The organism is Flavobacterium fragile (assembly GCF_023634865.1).
Taxonomy (GTDB): Bacteria; Bacteroidota; Bacteroidia; order Flavobacteriales; family Flavobacteriaceae; genus Flavobacterium; species Flavobacterium fragile.
In genome coordinates, this window is sequence record NZ_JAMLJN010000001.1 from 137,833 (window position 1) to 154,654 (window position 16,822).

Annotated in this window: 12 protein-coding genes; all 12 read left to right on the forward strand. The window is 34.6% G+C overall.

The window, feature by feature from the left end; translation table 11 throughout:
- Positions 1-78: 78 nt before the first annotated feature.
- The 12 genes from NAT47_RS00685 to NAT47_RS00740 all read left to right on the forward strand — a co-directional run bounded on the left by NAT47_RS00685 (position 79) and on the right by NAT47_RS00740 (position 16,816).
- The gene (locus NAT47_RS00685) at positions 79-1,356 is read left to right on the forward strand and encodes a c-type cytochrome (RefSeq protein ID WP_250579951.1); all 1,278 of its coding nucleotides are present in this window, start codon (positions 79-81) and stop codon (positions 1,354-1,356) included.
- Between the two features lie 32 nt (positions 1,357-1,388).
- Positions 1,389-4,424, forward strand: a complete 3,036-nt coding sequence (locus NAT47_RS00690) for a TAT-variant-translocated molybdopterin oxidoreductase (RefSeq protein WP_250579444.1) — start codon at positions 1,389-1,391, stop codon at positions 4,422-4,424.
- Between the two features lie 30 nt (positions 4,425-4,454).
- The gene (nrfD, locus tag NAT47_RS00695) at positions 4,455-5,864 is read left to right on the forward strand and encodes an NrfD/PsrC family molybdoenzyme membrane anchor subunit (protein ID WP_250579445.1); all 1,410 of its coding nucleotides are present in this window, start codon (positions 4,455-4,457) and stop codon (positions 5,862-5,864) included.
- 4 nt (positions 5,865-5,868) lie between these two features.
- Positions 5,869-6,393, forward strand: a complete 525-nt coding sequence (locus tag NAT47_RS00700; protein WP_250579446.1) for a DUF3341 domain-containing protein — start codon at positions 5,869-5,871, stop codon at positions 6,391-6,393.
- A gap of 9 nt (positions 6,394-6,402) precedes the next feature.
- Entirely contained in the window at positions 6,403-6,948 is a 546-nt protein-coding gene (locus NAT47_RS00705) for a c-type cytochrome (RefSeq protein ID WP_250579448.1), read from the forward strand.
- Between the two features lie 27 nt (positions 6,949-6,975).
- On the forward strand, positions 6,976-8,466 hold the full coding sequence (locus NAT47_RS00710) for a quinol:cytochrome C oxidoreductase (protein ID WP_250579450.1): 1,491 nt from the start codon (positions 6,976-6,978) through the stop codon (positions 8,464-8,466).
- Positions 8,467-8,485: 19 nt separating this feature from the next.
- Positions 8,486-9,637 (forward strand): cytochrome c oxidase subunit II, encoded by a 1,152-nt coding sequence (locus tag NAT47_RS00715; protein ID WP_250579451.1) that lies wholly within the window; start codon positions 8,486-8,488, stop codon positions 9,635-9,637.
- A 29-nt stretch (positions 9,638-9,666) separates the two neighbouring features.
- Positions 9,667-11,433, forward strand: a complete 1,767-nt coding sequence (locus NAT47_RS00720) for a cytochrome c oxidase subunit I (RefSeq protein WP_250579453.1) — start codon at positions 9,667-9,669, stop codon at positions 11,431-11,433.
- 70 nt (positions 11,434-11,503) lie between these two features.
- The gene (gene ruvB, locus NAT47_RS00725) at positions 11,504-12,526 is read left to right on the forward strand and encodes a Holliday junction branch migration DNA helicase RuvB (RefSeq protein WP_250579455.1); all 1,023 of its coding nucleotides are present in this window, start codon (positions 11,504-11,506) and stop codon (positions 12,524-12,526) included.
- Position 12,527: 1 nt separating this feature from the next.
- The gene (gene queG, locus NAT47_RS00730) at positions 12,528-13,454 is read left to right on the forward strand and encodes a tRNA epoxyqueuosine(34) reductase QueG (protein ID WP_250579457.1); all 927 of its coding nucleotides are present in this window, start codon (positions 12,528-12,530) and stop codon (positions 13,452-13,454) included.
- A gap of 89 nt (positions 13,455-13,543) precedes the next feature.
- A complete protein-coding gene (locus tag NAT47_RS00735; protein WP_250579459.1) occupies positions 13,544-14,425 on the forward strand; it encodes a DUF808 domain-containing protein in 882 nt (293 codons plus the stop codon).
- 108 nt (positions 14,426-14,533) lie between these two features.
- Complete coding sequence (locus NAT47_RS00740; protein ID WP_250579461.1) at positions 14,534-16,816, forward strand: NADP-dependent malic enzyme; 2,283 nt, start codon at positions 14,534-14,536, stop codon at positions 16,814-16,816.
- Positions 16,817-16,822: the final 6 nt, after the last annotated feature.

Consider the following 16,822-nt stretch of genomic DNA (forward strand, 5'->3'; position numbering starts at 1 on the left):
TTTGAAAAAATAACGTGTTCTTTTAGATATGGTGTATCTAAAGGTATGCCAAAATTAAAGTCGATAATCATTTTAAATATGAAAAAGGTGGGTAACCATAAGTCGTTTTCAAAGATTTTCTTCAGTTTAGCATTAGTGCTAGTGACATCTTTATCAGCATTTTCACAGGATGCCGCGAAAGGTAAAGAATTGTTTAATACCAATTGTGCTGCTTGTCATAAGTTAGATGGTAAAGCTACGGGGCCTGCACTTCGTAACGTTGAGTCTAAATATGATAAAGAATGGTTGTACAAATGGATTAAAAACAGTGGAGAATTAATCAAGTCAGGAGATGCGCAAGCTGTAAAAGTATTTGAAGAGAACAATAAAGTTCCAATGACAGCATTTCCACAATTGTCAAATGAAGATATTGACAATATTATAGCATATACTTCTGAACCTGCACCTCTGGCTCCTGCTGCAACTCCTGGTGCTCCTGTTGTTGCAGGTGATGCAGCTGCTGATGATTCAGGTGTTTCTAATAATGTAATATTAGGAGTGCTTTCTTTGGTTATGATGATGTTGGTTGTCATGTTATTCCTTGTGAATAATATGTTGACTAAGATTGCTAGTGCCAAAGGTTTGGAAGTTGAGCAAAAAGATCGTTCAGTAGCTAATGTTTTCAGAGCTTATGCTAAGAATCAATTTTTGGTAATCGTTACTGTGATTTTGTTGTTGTTAACATCTGCTTACTTTGCTTATGGATGGATGATGCAAATTGGTGTTGATCAAGGGTATGAACCAATTCAACCAATTCATTATTCGCACAAGATTCACGCTGGAGATAATGCTATTGATTGTAAATATTGTCACTCTGCTGCTAGAGTTTCTAAACACTCTAACATTCCTTCATTGAATGTTTGTATGAACTGTCATAAAAATATTAGTGAGGTGGCTGAGACAACAGCTACTCCTGAATATTCTAAAGCATTTTATGATGGTGAAATCCAAAAATTATATGATGCGGTTGGTTGGGATAAATCATTGCAAAAATATACAGGAAAAACTAAACCAGTTAAATGGGTTAGAATTCATAATTTACCAGATCACGTTTATTTCAATCACTCACAACACGTAACTGTTGCAGGTGTTGAATGTCAAACTTGTCATGGACCTGTTCAAGAAATGGAAATTATGCGTCAACATTCTCCTTTAACTATGGGATGGTGTATCAACTGTCATAGAGAAACTAATGTGAAAGTTGAAGATAATGCTTACTACAAAAAAATACATGAAGAACTTTCTAAAAAATACGGAGTATCTCAGTTGACTGCTGCTCAAATGGGAGGTTTAGAATGTGGTAAATGTCACTATTAATAAAATAATTTAAGAAGCTAATATACTATACAATGGCATCAAACAAAAAATACTGGAAAAGTGTTGAAGAGCTAAACGAAAATAGCTCTATTGTTGAGACGCTAAGAAACAACGAGTTTGTGGAGCCAATTCCGGTTGACCAATTTTTAGGAGATAAAGAATCTTTGTCTTCTTCGTCAACTACTCGTCGTGACTTTTTAAAATATGTTGGATTTAGCACGGCTGCAGCTTCATTAGCGGCTTGTGAAGGTCCTGTTGTAAAGTCAATTCCTTACGTAGTTCAACCAGAAGAAATTATTCCTGGTGTTGCTGATTATTATGCAACAACAATGGCTGATGGTTTTGATTTTGCTAATATTTTAATCAAAACTCGTGAGGGTCGTCCTATTAAAGTAGAGAACAATAATTTAGAAGGAGCAAAAACTGGAGCTAATGCAAGAGTTCATGCTTCTGTTCTTTCATTATACGATAGTTTGCGTTTGAAACAACCTAAAATTGCTGGTAAAGATGCAACTTGGGCTGACGTGAATACTAAAGTTAAAGCTAGTTTAGAAGAAGCTAAGGCAAAAGGTGGAAATGTAGTTGTGCTAACAAATACTATGGCTAGTCCTTCAACTGATGCTTTAATTGCTTCTTTAGTTGCTAAATATCCAACAACTAAACATGTTGTTTATGATGCAGTTTCTGAATCAAACGCTTTAGACGCTTTTCAAGCTGTTTACGGTGTAAGAGCTTTAGCAAATTATGATTTTTCAAAAGCAGACGTTATCGTTTCTGTTGGTGCAGATTTCTTAGGAGATTGGCAAGGTGGAGGTTTTGATGCAGGATATGCTCAAGGTCGTATTCCTAAAAATGGAATGATGTCTAAACATATTCAAATTGAATCGAACATGTCTTTAGCAGGTGCTAATGCAGATGTTAGAATTCCAATGACAGTTGCGCAACAAAAACAAGCTTTAGCTGATTTATATTATGCTGTTTTAAGTGGTGCTCAACCTAAAAATGCTCAAATAGCTAAAGTAGCTAAACAACTTAAAGATGCTAAAAACAAAGGAGTTGTTGTAACTGGTTTAGATGATGTAAATGCACAATTAGTAGTTTTAGCTATTAATATTGCTTTACAGTCTGAAGCTTTCAATCCTTCTGATGCGATCCTTACAAGAAAAGGTGATGCAAAAGCGGTTGCTCAATTAGTAGCAGATATGAAAGCTGGAAAAGTTCATACATTAATTATGAACGGAGTTAATCCTGCTTATACTTTAGCAAATTCTAAAGATTTCGTTGCGGCATTAAAATCTGTTAAGCTTTCGGTTGCTTTCTCTATGAAAGAAGACGAAACTTCAAGTTTAACTACAATTGCTGCTGCAGCTCCTCATTATTTAGAGTCTTGGGGTGATGTTACTATTACTAGAAGTAATTACAGCATTATACAACCAACGATTCGTCCTTTATTCAATACAAAACAGTTCCAAGAGGCTTTATTAACTTGGACAGACAATACTGTTGCTTATTACGATTTCTTAAAATCTTTCTCTGCTACTTCTTTAGCTGGAAAATCTTGGAATCAAGCAGTTCATGATGGTTTTGTTGCTTCAGTAGCAAGTCCATTAACTGCAGTTTCTGCTGATTATGCTTCGGCAGCTTCGGCTCTAGCGCAAGCAAAATCTTCTAACTTCGATTTAGTATTATATTCTAAAGTTGGAATGGGAGATGGACAACAAGCAAACAATCCTTGGTTACAAGAATTCCCAGATCCTATTACAAGAGTATCTTGGGATAACTACGTAACTATGTCCAAAGCAGATGCTGAAGCTAATGGATTTAAAAACTGGAATGTGGCTAATGGAGGTTTAAACGGAAGTTATGCCACTATTAAAGTAGGAAATACTACTTTAGAAAATGTACCAGTTATTATTCAACCAGGTCAAGCAAAAGGAACTTTAGGTTTGGCTTTTGGATATGGTAAAAAATTAGGTTTAAAAGAAGAGATGCAAGTAGGTGTTAATGCTTATGCTTTATACGCTAACTTAAACTCAAATCAATCGGCTACTATTACTGTTGCTGAAGGTGAGCACGAATTTGCTTGTGTTCAGTTACAAAAAACATTAATGGGTAGAGGTGATATTATCAAAGAAACTACATTAGAAGTTTTCAATACTAAAGATGCTAAAGTTTGGAATCCTGTTCCAATGGTATCATTAGATCACAAACCAACAGCAGCTACAGAAGTTGACTTATGGGATTCTTTTGATAGAAGTGTTGGACATCACTTTAACTTATCTATTGATTTAAATGCATGTACGGGTTGTGGAGCATGTGTTATAGCATGTCATGCTGAAAATAACGTACCAGTGGTAGGTAAAGCAGAAGTTAGAAGAAGTAGAGATATGCACTGGTTACGTATTGATAGATATTATTCTTCTAAAGAAACTTTTGCAGGGGATGTAGAATTGAAAGAATCTGCATCTGGATTATTGAATTCGATTGATACCTTTACAGGTATGGAAGATCCTTCAGAAAATCCACAAGTTGCATTTCAACCTGTAATGTGTCAGCATTGTAATCACGCACCTTGTGAAACAGTATGTCCAGTAGCTGCGACATCTCATGGTAGAGAAGGTCAAAACCACATGGCATACAACAGATGTGTCGGTACTCGTTACTGTGCAAATAACTGTCCATATAAAGTAAGACGTTTCAACTGGTTCCTATATAACAAAAACAGCGAGTTTGATTATCATATGAATGATGATTTAGGTCGTATGGTTATTAACCCAGATGTAAATGTCCGTTCTCGTGGGGTTATGGAAAAATGTTCTATGTGTATTCAAATGACTCAGGCGGTTAAATTAAAAGCTAAACGTGAAGGTAGACCAGTTGGTAAAGATGAATTCCAAACAGCTTGTTCTGCAGCATGTACAAGTGGAGCAATGAAATTTGGAGATATTAATGATTCAGAATCAGATGTTGCTAAATTGGTTGAATCTGACAGAATGTATCATTTATTAGAGCACATCGGAACAAAACCAAACGTGATGTACCACGTGAAAGTTAGAAACGATAAATAAGTATTAATTAAAGAAACAATATAAAGGATTATGTCGTCTCATTACGAAGCACCCATTAGAAAACCTTTAGTAGTAGGAAGTAAATCTTACCACGATGTAACGGTAGATGTGGCTAGACCTGTTGAAGGTAGAGCAAACAAACAATGGTGGACAGTATTTTCAATTGCATTAGCCGCTTTCCTATGGGGATTAGGTTGTATGATTTATACCGTTACCACTGGTATTGGAACATGGGGATTAAATAAAACAGTTGGTTGGGCATGGGATATCACCAATTTCGTTTGGTGGGTAGGTATCGGTCACGCAGGAACTCTTATCTCTGCCGTATTATTATTATTCCGTCAAAAATGGAGAATGGCTATTAACCGTTCTGCAGAAGCAATGACGATTTTTTCGGTAATGCAAGCTGGTTTATTCCCAATTATTCACATGGGTCGTCCATGGTTAGGTTATTGGGTATTACCAATTCCAAATCAATTCGGTTCATTGTGGGTGAATTTTAATTCTCCCTTATTATGGGACGTATTTGCAATTTCTACGTATTTATCGGTATCATTAGTTTTCTGGTGGACTGGTTTATTACCTGATTTTGCTATGTTACGTGATAGAGCAGTGACTCCTTTTACAAAAAGAGTTTATTCTATTCTTTCTTTTGGATGGTCTGGTAGAGCTAAAGATTGGCAGCGTTTTGAAGAAGTTTCTTTAGTTTTAGCTGGTTTAGCAACTCCACTTGTACTTTCTGTACATACAATCGTATCTTTTGACTTTGCTACGTCTGTCATTCCAGGATGGCACACTACTATATTACCTCCATACTTTGTTGCAGGAGCTATTTTCTCTGGATTTGCAATGGTAAATACCTTACTTATTATCATGAGAAAAGTTTCGAATCTAGAAGACTACATTACAATACAACATATTGAATTAATGAATATTGTAGTTATGATTACTGGATCTATTGTAGGTATAGCATATATAACTGAGTTATTTGTAGCTTGGTATTCTGGAGTTGAGTATGAACAATATGCTTTCTTAAATAGAGCAACAGGTCCTTATTGGTGGTCATACTGGTTAATGATGACATGTAACGTAATTTCTCCACAAGTTATGTGGTCTAAGAAAATTAGAACTAACATTATGGCCTCTTTTATAATTTCAATTGTAGTGAATGTAGGTATGTGGTTTGAGCGTTTTGTAATTATCGTTACTTCATTACATAGAGATTATTTACCATCTTCATGGACAATGTTTCAACCAACTTTTGTTGATGCAGGTATCTACATTGGAACTATCGGATTCTTCTTTGTTTTATTCTTATTATATTCAAGAAGTTTCCCTGTAATTGCTCAAGCAGAGGTTAAGACAATCTTAAAATCTTCTGGAGATAACTACAAAGCAGAAAGAGAAAAACACGGTCATAATCATTCAGATAATCATTAATATCATGAGTAATAAAGTAATACACGCTATATATAATGATGATGATGTTTTAATGAATGCTGTTAAACAAACAAGAGCAGCTCATCATCATATTGAAGAAATTTACACACCATTCCCAGTTCACGGTTTGGATAAAGCTATGGGATTAGCTCCAACTAGACTTGCTATTTGTGCATTTATTTATGGATTAGTTGGTCTTTCAATTTACACAGCTTTAATGAATTTTGTGATGATAAATGATTGGCCTCAAGATATTGGAGGTAAGCCTAGTTTCAGTTACATTGAAAACATGCCTGCTTTTGTGCCAATTATGTTTGAAGGAACTGTTTTCTTTGCTGCTCACTTAATGGTTATTACATTCTACATGAGAAGTAAGTTATGGCCTTTTAAACAAGCAGAAAATCCAGATGTTAGAACAACTGACGATCATTTTCTGATGGAAGTTGGTGTTCATGGTAATGAAGAAGAATTAATTTCTTTCTTTACTAAAACTGGAGCAGTTGAAGTAAAAGTCGTAGAAAAGCATTAATAGATAGTTATGAAAAGTTTATACAAAATAGTAGCAGTAGTAGGATTGTCTTTCATGGCAACTTCATGTTTCGATAAAGCACGACCAAACTATCAGTTTTTTCCCAACATGTATGAGGCCGTTTCTTACGAAACTTATTCTGAACATGATGTGTTTAAAGGTGGTGTAGAGGCGCAATTACCTGCTAAAGGATCGATTAAAAGAGGTTTTGTTCCATACGAAATCCCTAACACTCCTGAAGGTTATGCCTTAGCTAAGGCTACATTAAAGTCACCATTAGATTCTTTATCTTTAAATCCTGATAAAGCTAAAGAATTATACACAGTTTATTGTGCAATTTGTCATGGTGATAAAGGAGATGGTAAAGGTAATTTAGTTCTTAAAGAGAAATTTTTAGGTGTTCCAAATTATAAGGATAGAGAAATTACAGAAGGTAGTATTTATCATGTAATCACATATGGTTTAAATTCTATGGGTTCTCATGCCAATCAGTTATCGCAAGAGGAAAGATGGCAAGTAACGGATTACGTTTTAAAATTAAAAGCCGGTTTATAATATTAATACTTTTTGAAAATAATAGATATGTACACGTTTTCAAGTAAATTAAAAACTTTTTCATTCATCCTAATGGCTCTTGGTGTTATAGGTATTGCTGTTGGATTTTTAAATGCTCCAAAAACAATTGAGGATGTTGAAAAATTATTAGCAGATAGTCATCATCATGAGGCTTCTCATTCTGAAAAAGTGGCACCACATGCTGCCGATGCTCATGTTGTTGCTGATACTGTCAAAGTAGCTCAAATTCACTCTGACTCAACTCATGTTGGAACAAATGTAGTTGTAGACTCGACAAGTAAGTCATCTGATACTACAATGGTTACTTCTGCTGTGGTAAATGACCATAATGATAATCATGATGCTAATGCTGATGCTCATTCACATGATGATCATAAAGCTCACTTAGAACATGTTTTACATCAATTGCAAAATAAGCCTTGGGCTGCTTTGTATGTTGCTTGTATTTTCTTTATGTTAATTTCTGTTGGTGTTCTGGCTTTTTATGCTATTCAATATGCAGCTCAAGCAGGTTGGTCTCCAATATTATTTAGAGTAATGGAAGGTATTACATCTTATTTGTTACCTGGTTCAATTATTTTCTTTTTATTGTTGGTAGCTGCTGGTTTACATTTTAATCATTTGTTTGTTTGGATGGATCCTGCGGTTTTAGACAAAGCTAGCGTTAAGTACGACAAATTAATTGACTTAAAATCGGGTTACTTAAATGTTCCTTTCTTCTTAGGTAGAGCAGCTTTATTTTTAATAGTTTGGAATTTATATCGTCATTTTTCAAGAAAAAATTCAATAGCTCAAGACAATTCTACTGATAATACTTTCTACAAGAAAAACTTCAAGATGTCTGCCGCTTTCTTAGTGTTCTTTATTGTTTCAGAGTCAATTATGTCTTGGGATTGGATTATGTCTGTTGATCCACACTGGTACAGTACTTTATTTGGATGGTATGTATTTGCAAGTTTCTTTGTAAGCGGAATTACTGTGATTGCAATGGTTACCTTATACTTAAAATCTAAAGGATATTTAGAGCATGTTAATACAAGTCACATTCACGATTTAGCTAAATTTATGTTTGGTATTAGTATCTTCTGGACATATTTATGGTTCTCACAGTTCATGCTGATATGGTATTCAAATATTCCAGAAGAGGTTACTTATTTTGTAACTCGTATAGAACATTATAAATTACCATTTTTTGGTATGTTGGCTTTAAACTTCATCTTCCCATTGTTAATCTTAATCAATACTGATTTCAAACGTTTAACTTGGATTGTTGTTATGGCTGGTATTGTAATTTTATTTGGTCATTATATTGATTTTTTCAATATGATTATGCCTGCTACTGTTGGTGATCAATGGTTTATTGGTATTCCTGAAATAGGAGCTTTAATGTTCTTCTTAGGGTTATTTATTTTCGTTGTATTTACTGCTTTAACTAAGGCTCCATTAGTTCCAAAAGGTAATCCTTTTATTGAGGAAAGTAAACATTTTCATTATTAATAGTTAAAAAGAAATAAAAATGACAAGTTTCTTGGTATTTATAATTTTAGTTCTAGTTGGGATTGCAGTTTGGCAATTAACTAAAATTTTTGATTTAACCCAAATTGGTGGAATTGCTGAAGATTCAGAAATTGCTAATGATAAAGATAATAGTGTTAATGGTTACTTAATGTTTGCTTTCGTTGGATTCATTTATGTATTTACGATTTATTCATTATACGCTTGGGGTGATTTAGTATTGGGTACTCCAGCTTCTGAACATGGTACAGATTATGACAACTTAATGTATATCTCTTTAGCTATTATTTTCTTTGTTCAAACGATTACTCAATTTTTGTTGCATTACTTTGCTTTCAAATATAGAGGTAAAGAAGGTCAAAAAGCGCTTTACTTTGCTGACAACAATAAATTAGAGGCTATTTGGACAATTATTCCTGTAATTGTTTTAGCTGGATTGATTATGTATGGTCTTTACACTTGGAACAACATTATGTTTGTTGATGAGGAAGATAAGCAAGATGCTATCGTAATTGAATTATATGCAAAGCAATTTGGATGGGAAGCTCGTTATGCTGGTGACGATAAAACTTTAGGTAAAGCAAACGTTAGATTAATTGAAGGGGTCAATACTCTAGGTGTTGATTTGGCTGATCCAGCTGCTCAAGATGATAAAGTTGTTACGGAACTACACTTACCTGTTGGAAAAAAAGTAATTTTTAAAATGCGTTCACAAGACGTATTACATTCTGCATATATGCCACATTTTAGAGTACAAATGAATTGCGTTCCTGGAATGATTACTCAATTTGCTTTCACTCCTACTGTAACAACAGCAGATATGAGAGCTGATCAAGCAATTATGGCTAAAGTGGATAAAATTAATAAGATTCGTACAGAGAAAAGTAAGAAACTTGTTGCTGAGGGTAGTACAGCTTTAGATCCTTATACATTTGATTATTTGTTGTTATGTAACAAGATTTGTGGTGCTTCTCATTACAATATGCAAATGAAAATCGTTGTTGATACCCCTGAAGATTTTAAAGCTTGGTTAGCTGAAAAGCCTACTTTAGCTCAACAATGGAAAGAAGCTAATGCTCCTGCGCCTGCAGCTTCTGAAGTTGCTCCTACATCAGTTGATTCAACTAAAGTTGTAGCTCAAGTTATTAAATAATTTATTTTATATCACATAATAGAATTAGTATGTCACACGATCACGGTCATCATAAAGAAACTTTCATTACTAAATATATCTTTAGTCTTGATCACAAAATGATAGCGAAACAATACCTTATCTCAGGTTTATTGATGGGTATTGTTGGAGTTGTTTTATCTTTATTCTTCCGTATGCAAATTGCATGGCCAGAAGAATCTTTCGAAGTATTTAAAATTTTCTTAGGAGATAATTTTGCACCTGATGGTGTAATGAGAAATGATATTTATCTTGCATTGGTAACTATTCATGGTACCATTATGGTATTCTTTGTTCTTACTGCTGGTCTGAGTGGAACATTTAGTAACTTGTTAATACCATTACAAATTGGAGCTCGTGATATGGCTTCAGGATTTATGAACATGCTTTCTTTTTGGTTGTTCTTCGTATCTTGTATTATCATGATTTGTTCTTTATTTGTAGAATCTGGTCCTGCATCTGCTGGATGGACAATTTATCCTCCTTTGAGTGCTTTACCTCAGGCTATTCCTGGTTCTGGTTTAGGGATGACATTATGGTTAGCTTCTATGGCTATTTTCATTGCATCTTCTTTGATGGGTTCTTTGAATTATGTTGTTACTGTAATCAACATGAGAACTAAAGGGATGACCATGACAAGATTACCTTTAACAGTTTGGGCTTTCTTCGTAACTGCTATTATAGGTATCGTTTCATTTCCTGTTTTATTTTCTGCAGCTTTATTATTAATTTTCGATAGAAGTTTTGGGACTTCATTCTTCTTATCAGATATTTTTATCCAAGGTGAAGTTTTACATTACCAAGGAGGTTCTCCAGTTTTATTTGAGCACTTATTCTGGTTTTTAGGTCACCCTGAAGTTTACATCGTATTGCTACCTGCATTAGGAATCACTTCTGAGATTATAGCAACCAATGCAAGAAAACCTATTTTTGGTTATCGTGCCATGATTGCATCTATTTTGGCAATTGCGTTTTTATCTACTATCGTTTGGGGTCACCATATGTTCGTGTCAGGTATGAATCCTTTTTTAGGTTCAGTATTTACATTTACTACTTTATTGATTGCAATTCCTTCAGCTGTAAAAGCTTTTAACTATATAACAACTTTATGGAAAGGTAATTTACAGATGAATCCTGCTATGTTGTTCTCTATTGGATTAGTTTCTACTTTCATTAGTGGAGGTTTAACGGGTATTATTCTTGGAGATTCAACTTTAGATATTAACGTTCACGACACTTACTTTGTTGTGGCTCACTTCCACTTAGTTATGGGTATATCTGCTTTATACGGATTCTTCGCTGGAGTTTACCATTGGTTCCCTAAAATGTTTGGAAGAATGATGAATAAAAATTTAGGTTATGTTCATTTTTGGGTAACTGCTATTTGTGCTTATGGAGTTTTCTTCCCAATGCACTTCATTGGAATGGCCGGATTACCTAGACGTTACTATACAAATTCTGCTTTCCCATTATTTGATGAATTAGCTGATGTTAACGTATTGATTACAGTTTTTGCTATTGTAGGTGCTGCATTCCAAATTGTGTTTTTCTGGAATTTCTTCTACAGTATCTTCTACGGTAAGAAAGCATCTCAAAATCCATGGAAATCTAATACTTTAGAATGGACTACTCCAGTTGAACATATACATGGTAACTGGCCAGGTGAAATTCCTGAAGTTCACAGATGGCCATATGATTACAGTAAACCAGGTCATGATGAAGATTTTGTTCCTCAAGTAGTTCCTATGAAGGATGGCGAAGAGCAATTACATCATTAAGATTTTAAATAGAAAAAAAACCTCTCAATTTGAGAGGTTTTTTGTTTTATAACTTTATTATCTTTGTTGTATGAATGAAAATCTAAACCCAAACAAAGAATCGTTTTCTCCCCAAGATATAGATATCGAAAAGGCATTACGTCCATTAAGTTTTGATGACTTTACTGGTCAGGATCAGGTATTAGATAACTTGACTGTTTTTGTCCAAGCGGCTAATTTAAGAAATGAAGCTTTAGATCATACATTGTTTCATGGACCTCCAGGTTTGGGAAAAACTACTTTGGCTAATATTTTGGCAAACGAATTGGGAGTAGGAATTAAAATTACTTCTGGTCCAGTTTTGGATAAGCCCGGTGATTTAGCAGGTTTGTTAACAAATCTTGAGGAACGTGATGTTTTATTTATTGACGAGATTCATCGTTTAAGTCCTATTGTTGAAGAATATTTGTATTCGGCAATGGAAGACTTCAAAATTGATATTATGATTGAATCGGGTCCTAATGCAAGAACCGTTCAAATTAACTTGAATCCGTTTACTTTAGTTGGCGCTACAACTCGATCAGGATTGTTAACTGCACCTATGCGCGCACGTTTCGGAATTCAAAGTAGACTACAATATTATAATACCGAATTATTAACAACTATTGTACAACGAAGTGCTTCAATTTTAAAGATGCCAATTACGATGGAAGCTGCCATTGAAATTGCTGGTAGAAGTAGAGGAACACCTCGTATTGCAAATGCTTTATTACGTCGTGTGAGAGATTTTGCCCAAATCAAAGGGAATGGTAAAATTGATATTGAAATTGCTAGATTTGCTCTTAAAGCACTCAATGTAGATGCGCATGGTTTAGATGAAATGGATAATAAAATTCTTTCCACAATTATCGATAAATTCAAAGGAGGACCTGTCGGATTAACTACATTGGCAACAGCAGTTTCAGAAAGTGGGGAAACCATTGAAGAAGTTTACGAGCCCTTTTTAATTCAAGAAGGTTTTATTATTAGAACACCTCGCGGAAGAGAAGTGACTGAAAAAGCGTACAAGCATTTAGGAAAAATTAAAAACAATTTTCAAGGAGGTTTATTTTAGTTTGATAAACAATAAAGAAAAATACACACAGTTGATAAAAGCCGAAGCCCAACGCCTCGGTTTTTTGTCTTGCGGTATTTCCAAAGCTGGTTTTTTGCAAGAAGAAGCGCCTCGTTTAGAAAATTGGTTGAACAACCAAATGAACGGTCAAATGAGTTATATGGAAAACCATTTTGACAAACGTTTGAATCCAACACTTTTGGTGGATGGTGCAAAAAGTGTCATTTCTTTGTTGTTAAATTATTATCCTTCCGAACTTCAAAATGAAGACTCTTATAAAATCTCAAAATACGCCTACGGACAAGATTATCATCACGTCATAAAAGAGAAGTTAAAGGAATTATTACACTTTATTCAAACTGAAATTGGAGAAGCGTCAGGAAGAGCTTTTGTGGATTCGGCACCGGTTTTAGATAAAGCTTGGGCTGCTAAAAGTGGATTGGGTTGGGTTGGAAAAAACAGTAATCTCATTACGCAAAAAGTAGGCTCATTCTATTTTATTGCTGAATTAATTATCGATTTGGAATTAGATTACGATACGCCAACAACCGATCATTGTGGAAGTTGTACCGCCTGCTTAGATGCTTGTCCAACGGAATCTATTGTGGCGCCATATGTGGTTGATGGGAGTAAATGTATTTCCTATTTCACGATTGAATTGAAAGATAATTTACCACAAGAAATGAAAGGCAAATTTGACGATTGGATGTTTGGTTGTGATGTGTGCCAAGATGTTTGTCCGTGGAATCGATTCTCAAAGCCGCATAATGAACCTCTTTTTCAAGCGAATCCTGATATTTTAAACTTCTCAAAAGCAGATTGGGAGGAAATCACGGTGGATACATTTCAGAAAGTATTCAAAAATTCAGCTGTAAAACGAACCAAATATGAAGGCTTACTTCGTAATATCAATTTCTTGAAGAAATAAAATGATATAGTGTTTTTCAAACAAAAAATATTTTCAATATCAAAACTTTACTGTAGTTTTGAGCGTTATTAAAAAGAAAAAATACAATTATGGCATCAGGATTTTTCGCAATCTTAGACGATATCGCTGCATTGATGGACGATGTAGCAATGACAAGTAAATTAGCAACCAAAAAAACAGCAGGAATTTTAGGAGATGACTTAGCAGTAAATGCCGAAAAAGCGACAGGGTTTTTAGCTTCAAGAGAAATTCCAGTTCTTTGGGCAATCACAAAAGGTTCGTTTATCAATAAATTGATTATTCTTCCGGTTGTTTTTGTTTTAAATTGGTTGTATCCGCCAGCCATTAAAGCAGCTTTAATAATTGGAGGAGTTTACTTAGCCTACGAAGGTGTGGAGAAAATCATCGAATACTTTTTGCATCGTGCTAAAAAAGGAGAAGAAGTTATTGCTGAAAGTCAATTAGAAGAAAGTGATGTACATTCGGAAAAAGCAAAAGTAAGTTCGGCCATTAAAACCGATTTTATTCTTTCGCTTGAAATTATAATCATCGCTTTAGGAACGGCAATGGAAAAACAACATCCCTTGATTACCCAAATTCTAAGTGTAACTTTCGTAGCTATTATTGCTACTGTAGGAGTTTACGGAATCGTAGCTTTAATTGTAAGAATGGACGATGCAGGTTTTTATTTGATGAGAAAATCAGATAACAAAGGATTTATGTCTTCTTTTGGAGGAATTTTAATCAAAGCTTTACCATTAGTAATTAAAGGACTTGCAGTATTAGGAACTATAGCACTTATCTTAGTTTCTGGAGGAATTTTTCTTCACAATATCGAATATATTCATCATTTAATTCCGCACAGTATTCCATCAACAATAGCTGAATTTGGCGTCGGAATCGCATTCGGAATAGTAGCGGTTTTATTAATGACAGGCTTGAAGAAAGTGAAGGGTTATTTAAAGAAATAACATTTTTTTGTTGTTTTATTTCTCAAAACTTTTTTCAAAAGAATGCCAAAATAATTTCTCATTTTATACGTATACCCTTATATTTGTAAGTTAGTAAAATAAAAAATCATGCATAAAGATAGTAAACGTAGAGAAGCCTTATTATATCACGCAAAACCTACACCTGGAAAAATTCAGGTAGTACCCACAAAAAAATATGCAACACAAAGAGATTTAGCTTTGGCTTATTCTCCAGGAGTAGCAGAACCTTGTTTAGAAATTGAAAAAGACGTTAATAACGTTTATAAATATACCGCAAAAGGAAATTTAGTAGCTGTAATATCAAACGGAACCGCAGTTTTAGGTTTAGGAGATATTGGTCCAGAAGCTTCAAAACCTGTAATGGAAGGAAAGGGTTTGTTGTTCAAAATCTTCGCTGATATTGATGTTTTTGATATCGAAGTTGGAACAAAAGACATTGAAGAATTCATTGCAACGGTAAAAAATATCGCGCCAACTTTCGGAGGAATTAATCTAGAAGACATCAAAGCACCAGAATCTTTTGAAATAGAAAGACGTTTGGTAGAGGAATTAAATATTCCAGTAATGCACGATGATCAACATGGAACCGCTATTATTTCTTCAGCTGCTTTATTGAATGCTGTAGAATTGGCTGGTAAGAAAATGGAAGATGTGAAAATGGTCATTTCTGGAGCAGGTTCGGCAGCGATTGCTTGTGCTAATTTGTATGTTGCTTTCGGTGTGAAACCTGAAAATGTGGTGATGTTTAACAGTAAAGGTGCTCTACGAAAAGACGATCCAAGAGTTACCGATATGCAACGTCGTTACGCAACTGACAAACATTATGACGATTTAGCGCACGCTATGAAAGGCGCTGATGTATTCATCGGATTGTCATCTGGGGATATTGTTACACCAGAAATGTTGTTATCAATGGCAGATAATCCTATCGTTTTTGCGATGGCGAATCCTACACCAGAAATCAATTATAATTTGGCAATTGATACGCGTAAAGATATCATTATGGCAACAGGCCGTTCTGATCATCCTAACCAAGTGAATAATGTGTTAGGTTTCCCATTTATTTTTAGAGGGGCGCTAGATGTTAGAGCAACTAAGATTAATGAGGAGATGAAAAAAGCGGCTGTTATCGCTTTAGCGGAATTAGCAAAAGAATCGGTTCCAGAGCAAGTTAATATTGCTTATGGCGAAACGAAATTAACGTTTGGTCGCGATTATATCATCCCAAAACCTTTTGATCCAAGATTAATTGCAGCAGTTCCGCCAGCTGTAGCCAAAGCGGCTATGGAATCAGGTGTGGCAACAGCGCCAATTACCGATTGGGAAAAGTACAAAGATGAATTATTAGAACGAATGGGGTCTGATAACAAAATGATTCGTTTGTTAACTAATAGAGCAAGAACGAATCCAAAACGTATCATTTTCGCTGAAGCAGATCAAATCGATGTGTTAAAAGCAGCGCAAATTGTTAATGAAGAAGGCATTGGTTTTCCAATTTTATTAGGAAATCACGAAATTATTAAAGAACTTAAAGCTGAAATTGGGTTTGACGCTGAAGTGCCAATTTTTGATCCAAAAACTAAGGAATCTGAAGCTAAAAGATTAGAGTATGCAAAACATTTTTGGGAAACCAGAAAACGCAAAGGAATTACTTTACTAGAAGCTGAAAAATGGATGCGTGAACGTAATTACTTTGGTTTGATGATGGTAAATACAGGCGAAGCTGACGCTATGGTAACAGGATATTCAAGAAGTTATCCAACAACTATTAAGCCTGTAATGCAATTGATTGATAAAGCTCCAGGAGTTTCCAAAATTGCTACAACTAATATGATGATGACTGCAAGAGGTCCGATTTTCTTATCAGATACTGCTATAAATCCAAATCCTACTGCAGAAGAATTAGCAAGAATTGCTTTAATGACAGCTAAAACAGTTAGAATGTTTGGAATGGAGCCTGTAATTGCTATGGTTTCTTATTCAAATTTTGGTTCGTCTCATAATGAAGGACCTAGCAAAGTGAGTCAAGCGGTGGCTTATTTACATGAAAATTTCCCTGATTTAATTGTAGATGGAGAAATTCAAACTGATTTTGCTTTAAATCCAGATATGCTAAAAAGCAAGTTTCCTTTCTCTAAATTGGTAAATAAAAAAGTGAATACACTTATTTTTCCTAATTTAGATGCTGCAAATATCACTTACAAGTTGTTGAAAGAGTTGAATAAAGCGGAATCTATAGGTCCAATTATTTTAGGATTAGATAAGCCAGTTCACGTTTTTCAATTAGGTGCAAGTGTTGAAGAAATGGTAAACATGGCTGCAGTTGCTGTTGTTGATGCACAAGAAAAAAGTAGAAAACAAAACAGATAATAATTT

Coding starts and splice junctions, on each gene's coding strand:
- NAT47_RS00735 (WP_250579459.1), top strand. CDS start 13,544: ATGGCATCAGGATTTTTCGCAATCTTAGACGATATCGCTGCATTGATG.
- ruvB (WP_250579455.1), top strand. CDS start 11,504: ATGAATGAAAATCTAAACCCAAACAAAGAATCGTTTTCTCCCCAAGAT.
- NAT47_RS00685 (WP_250579951.1), top strand. CDS start 79: ATGAAAAAGGTGGGTAACCATAAGTCGTTTTCAAAGATTTTCTTCAGT.
- NAT47_RS00700 (WP_250579446.1), top strand. CDS start 5,869: ATGAGTAATAAAGTAATACACGCTATATATAATGATGATGATGTTTTA.
- NAT47_RS00740 (WP_250579461.1), top strand. CDS start 14,534: ATGCATAAAGATAGTAAACGTAGAGAAGCCTTATTATATCACGCAAAA.
- NAT47_RS00705 (WP_250579448.1), top strand. CDS start 6,403: ATGAAAAGTTTATACAAAATAGTAGCAGTAGTAGGATTGTCTTTCATG.
- NAT47_RS00720 (WP_250579453.1), top strand. CDS start 9,667: ATGTCACACGATCACGGTCATCATAAAGAAACTTTCATTACTAAATAT.
- NAT47_RS00690 (WP_250579444.1), top strand. CDS start 1,389: ATGGCATCAAACAAAAAATACTGGAAAAGTGTTGAAGAGCTAAACGAA.
- nrfD (WP_250579445.1), top strand. CDS start 4,455: ATGTCGTCTCATTACGAAGCACCCATTAGAAAACCTTTAGTAGTAGGA.
- NAT47_RS00710 (WP_250579450.1), top strand. CDS start 6,976: ATGTACACGTTTTCAAGTAAATTAAAAACTTTTTCATTCATCCTAATG.
- NAT47_RS00715 (WP_250579451.1), top strand. CDS start 8,486: ATGACAAGTTTCTTGGTATTTATAATTTTAGTTCTAGTTGGGATTGCA.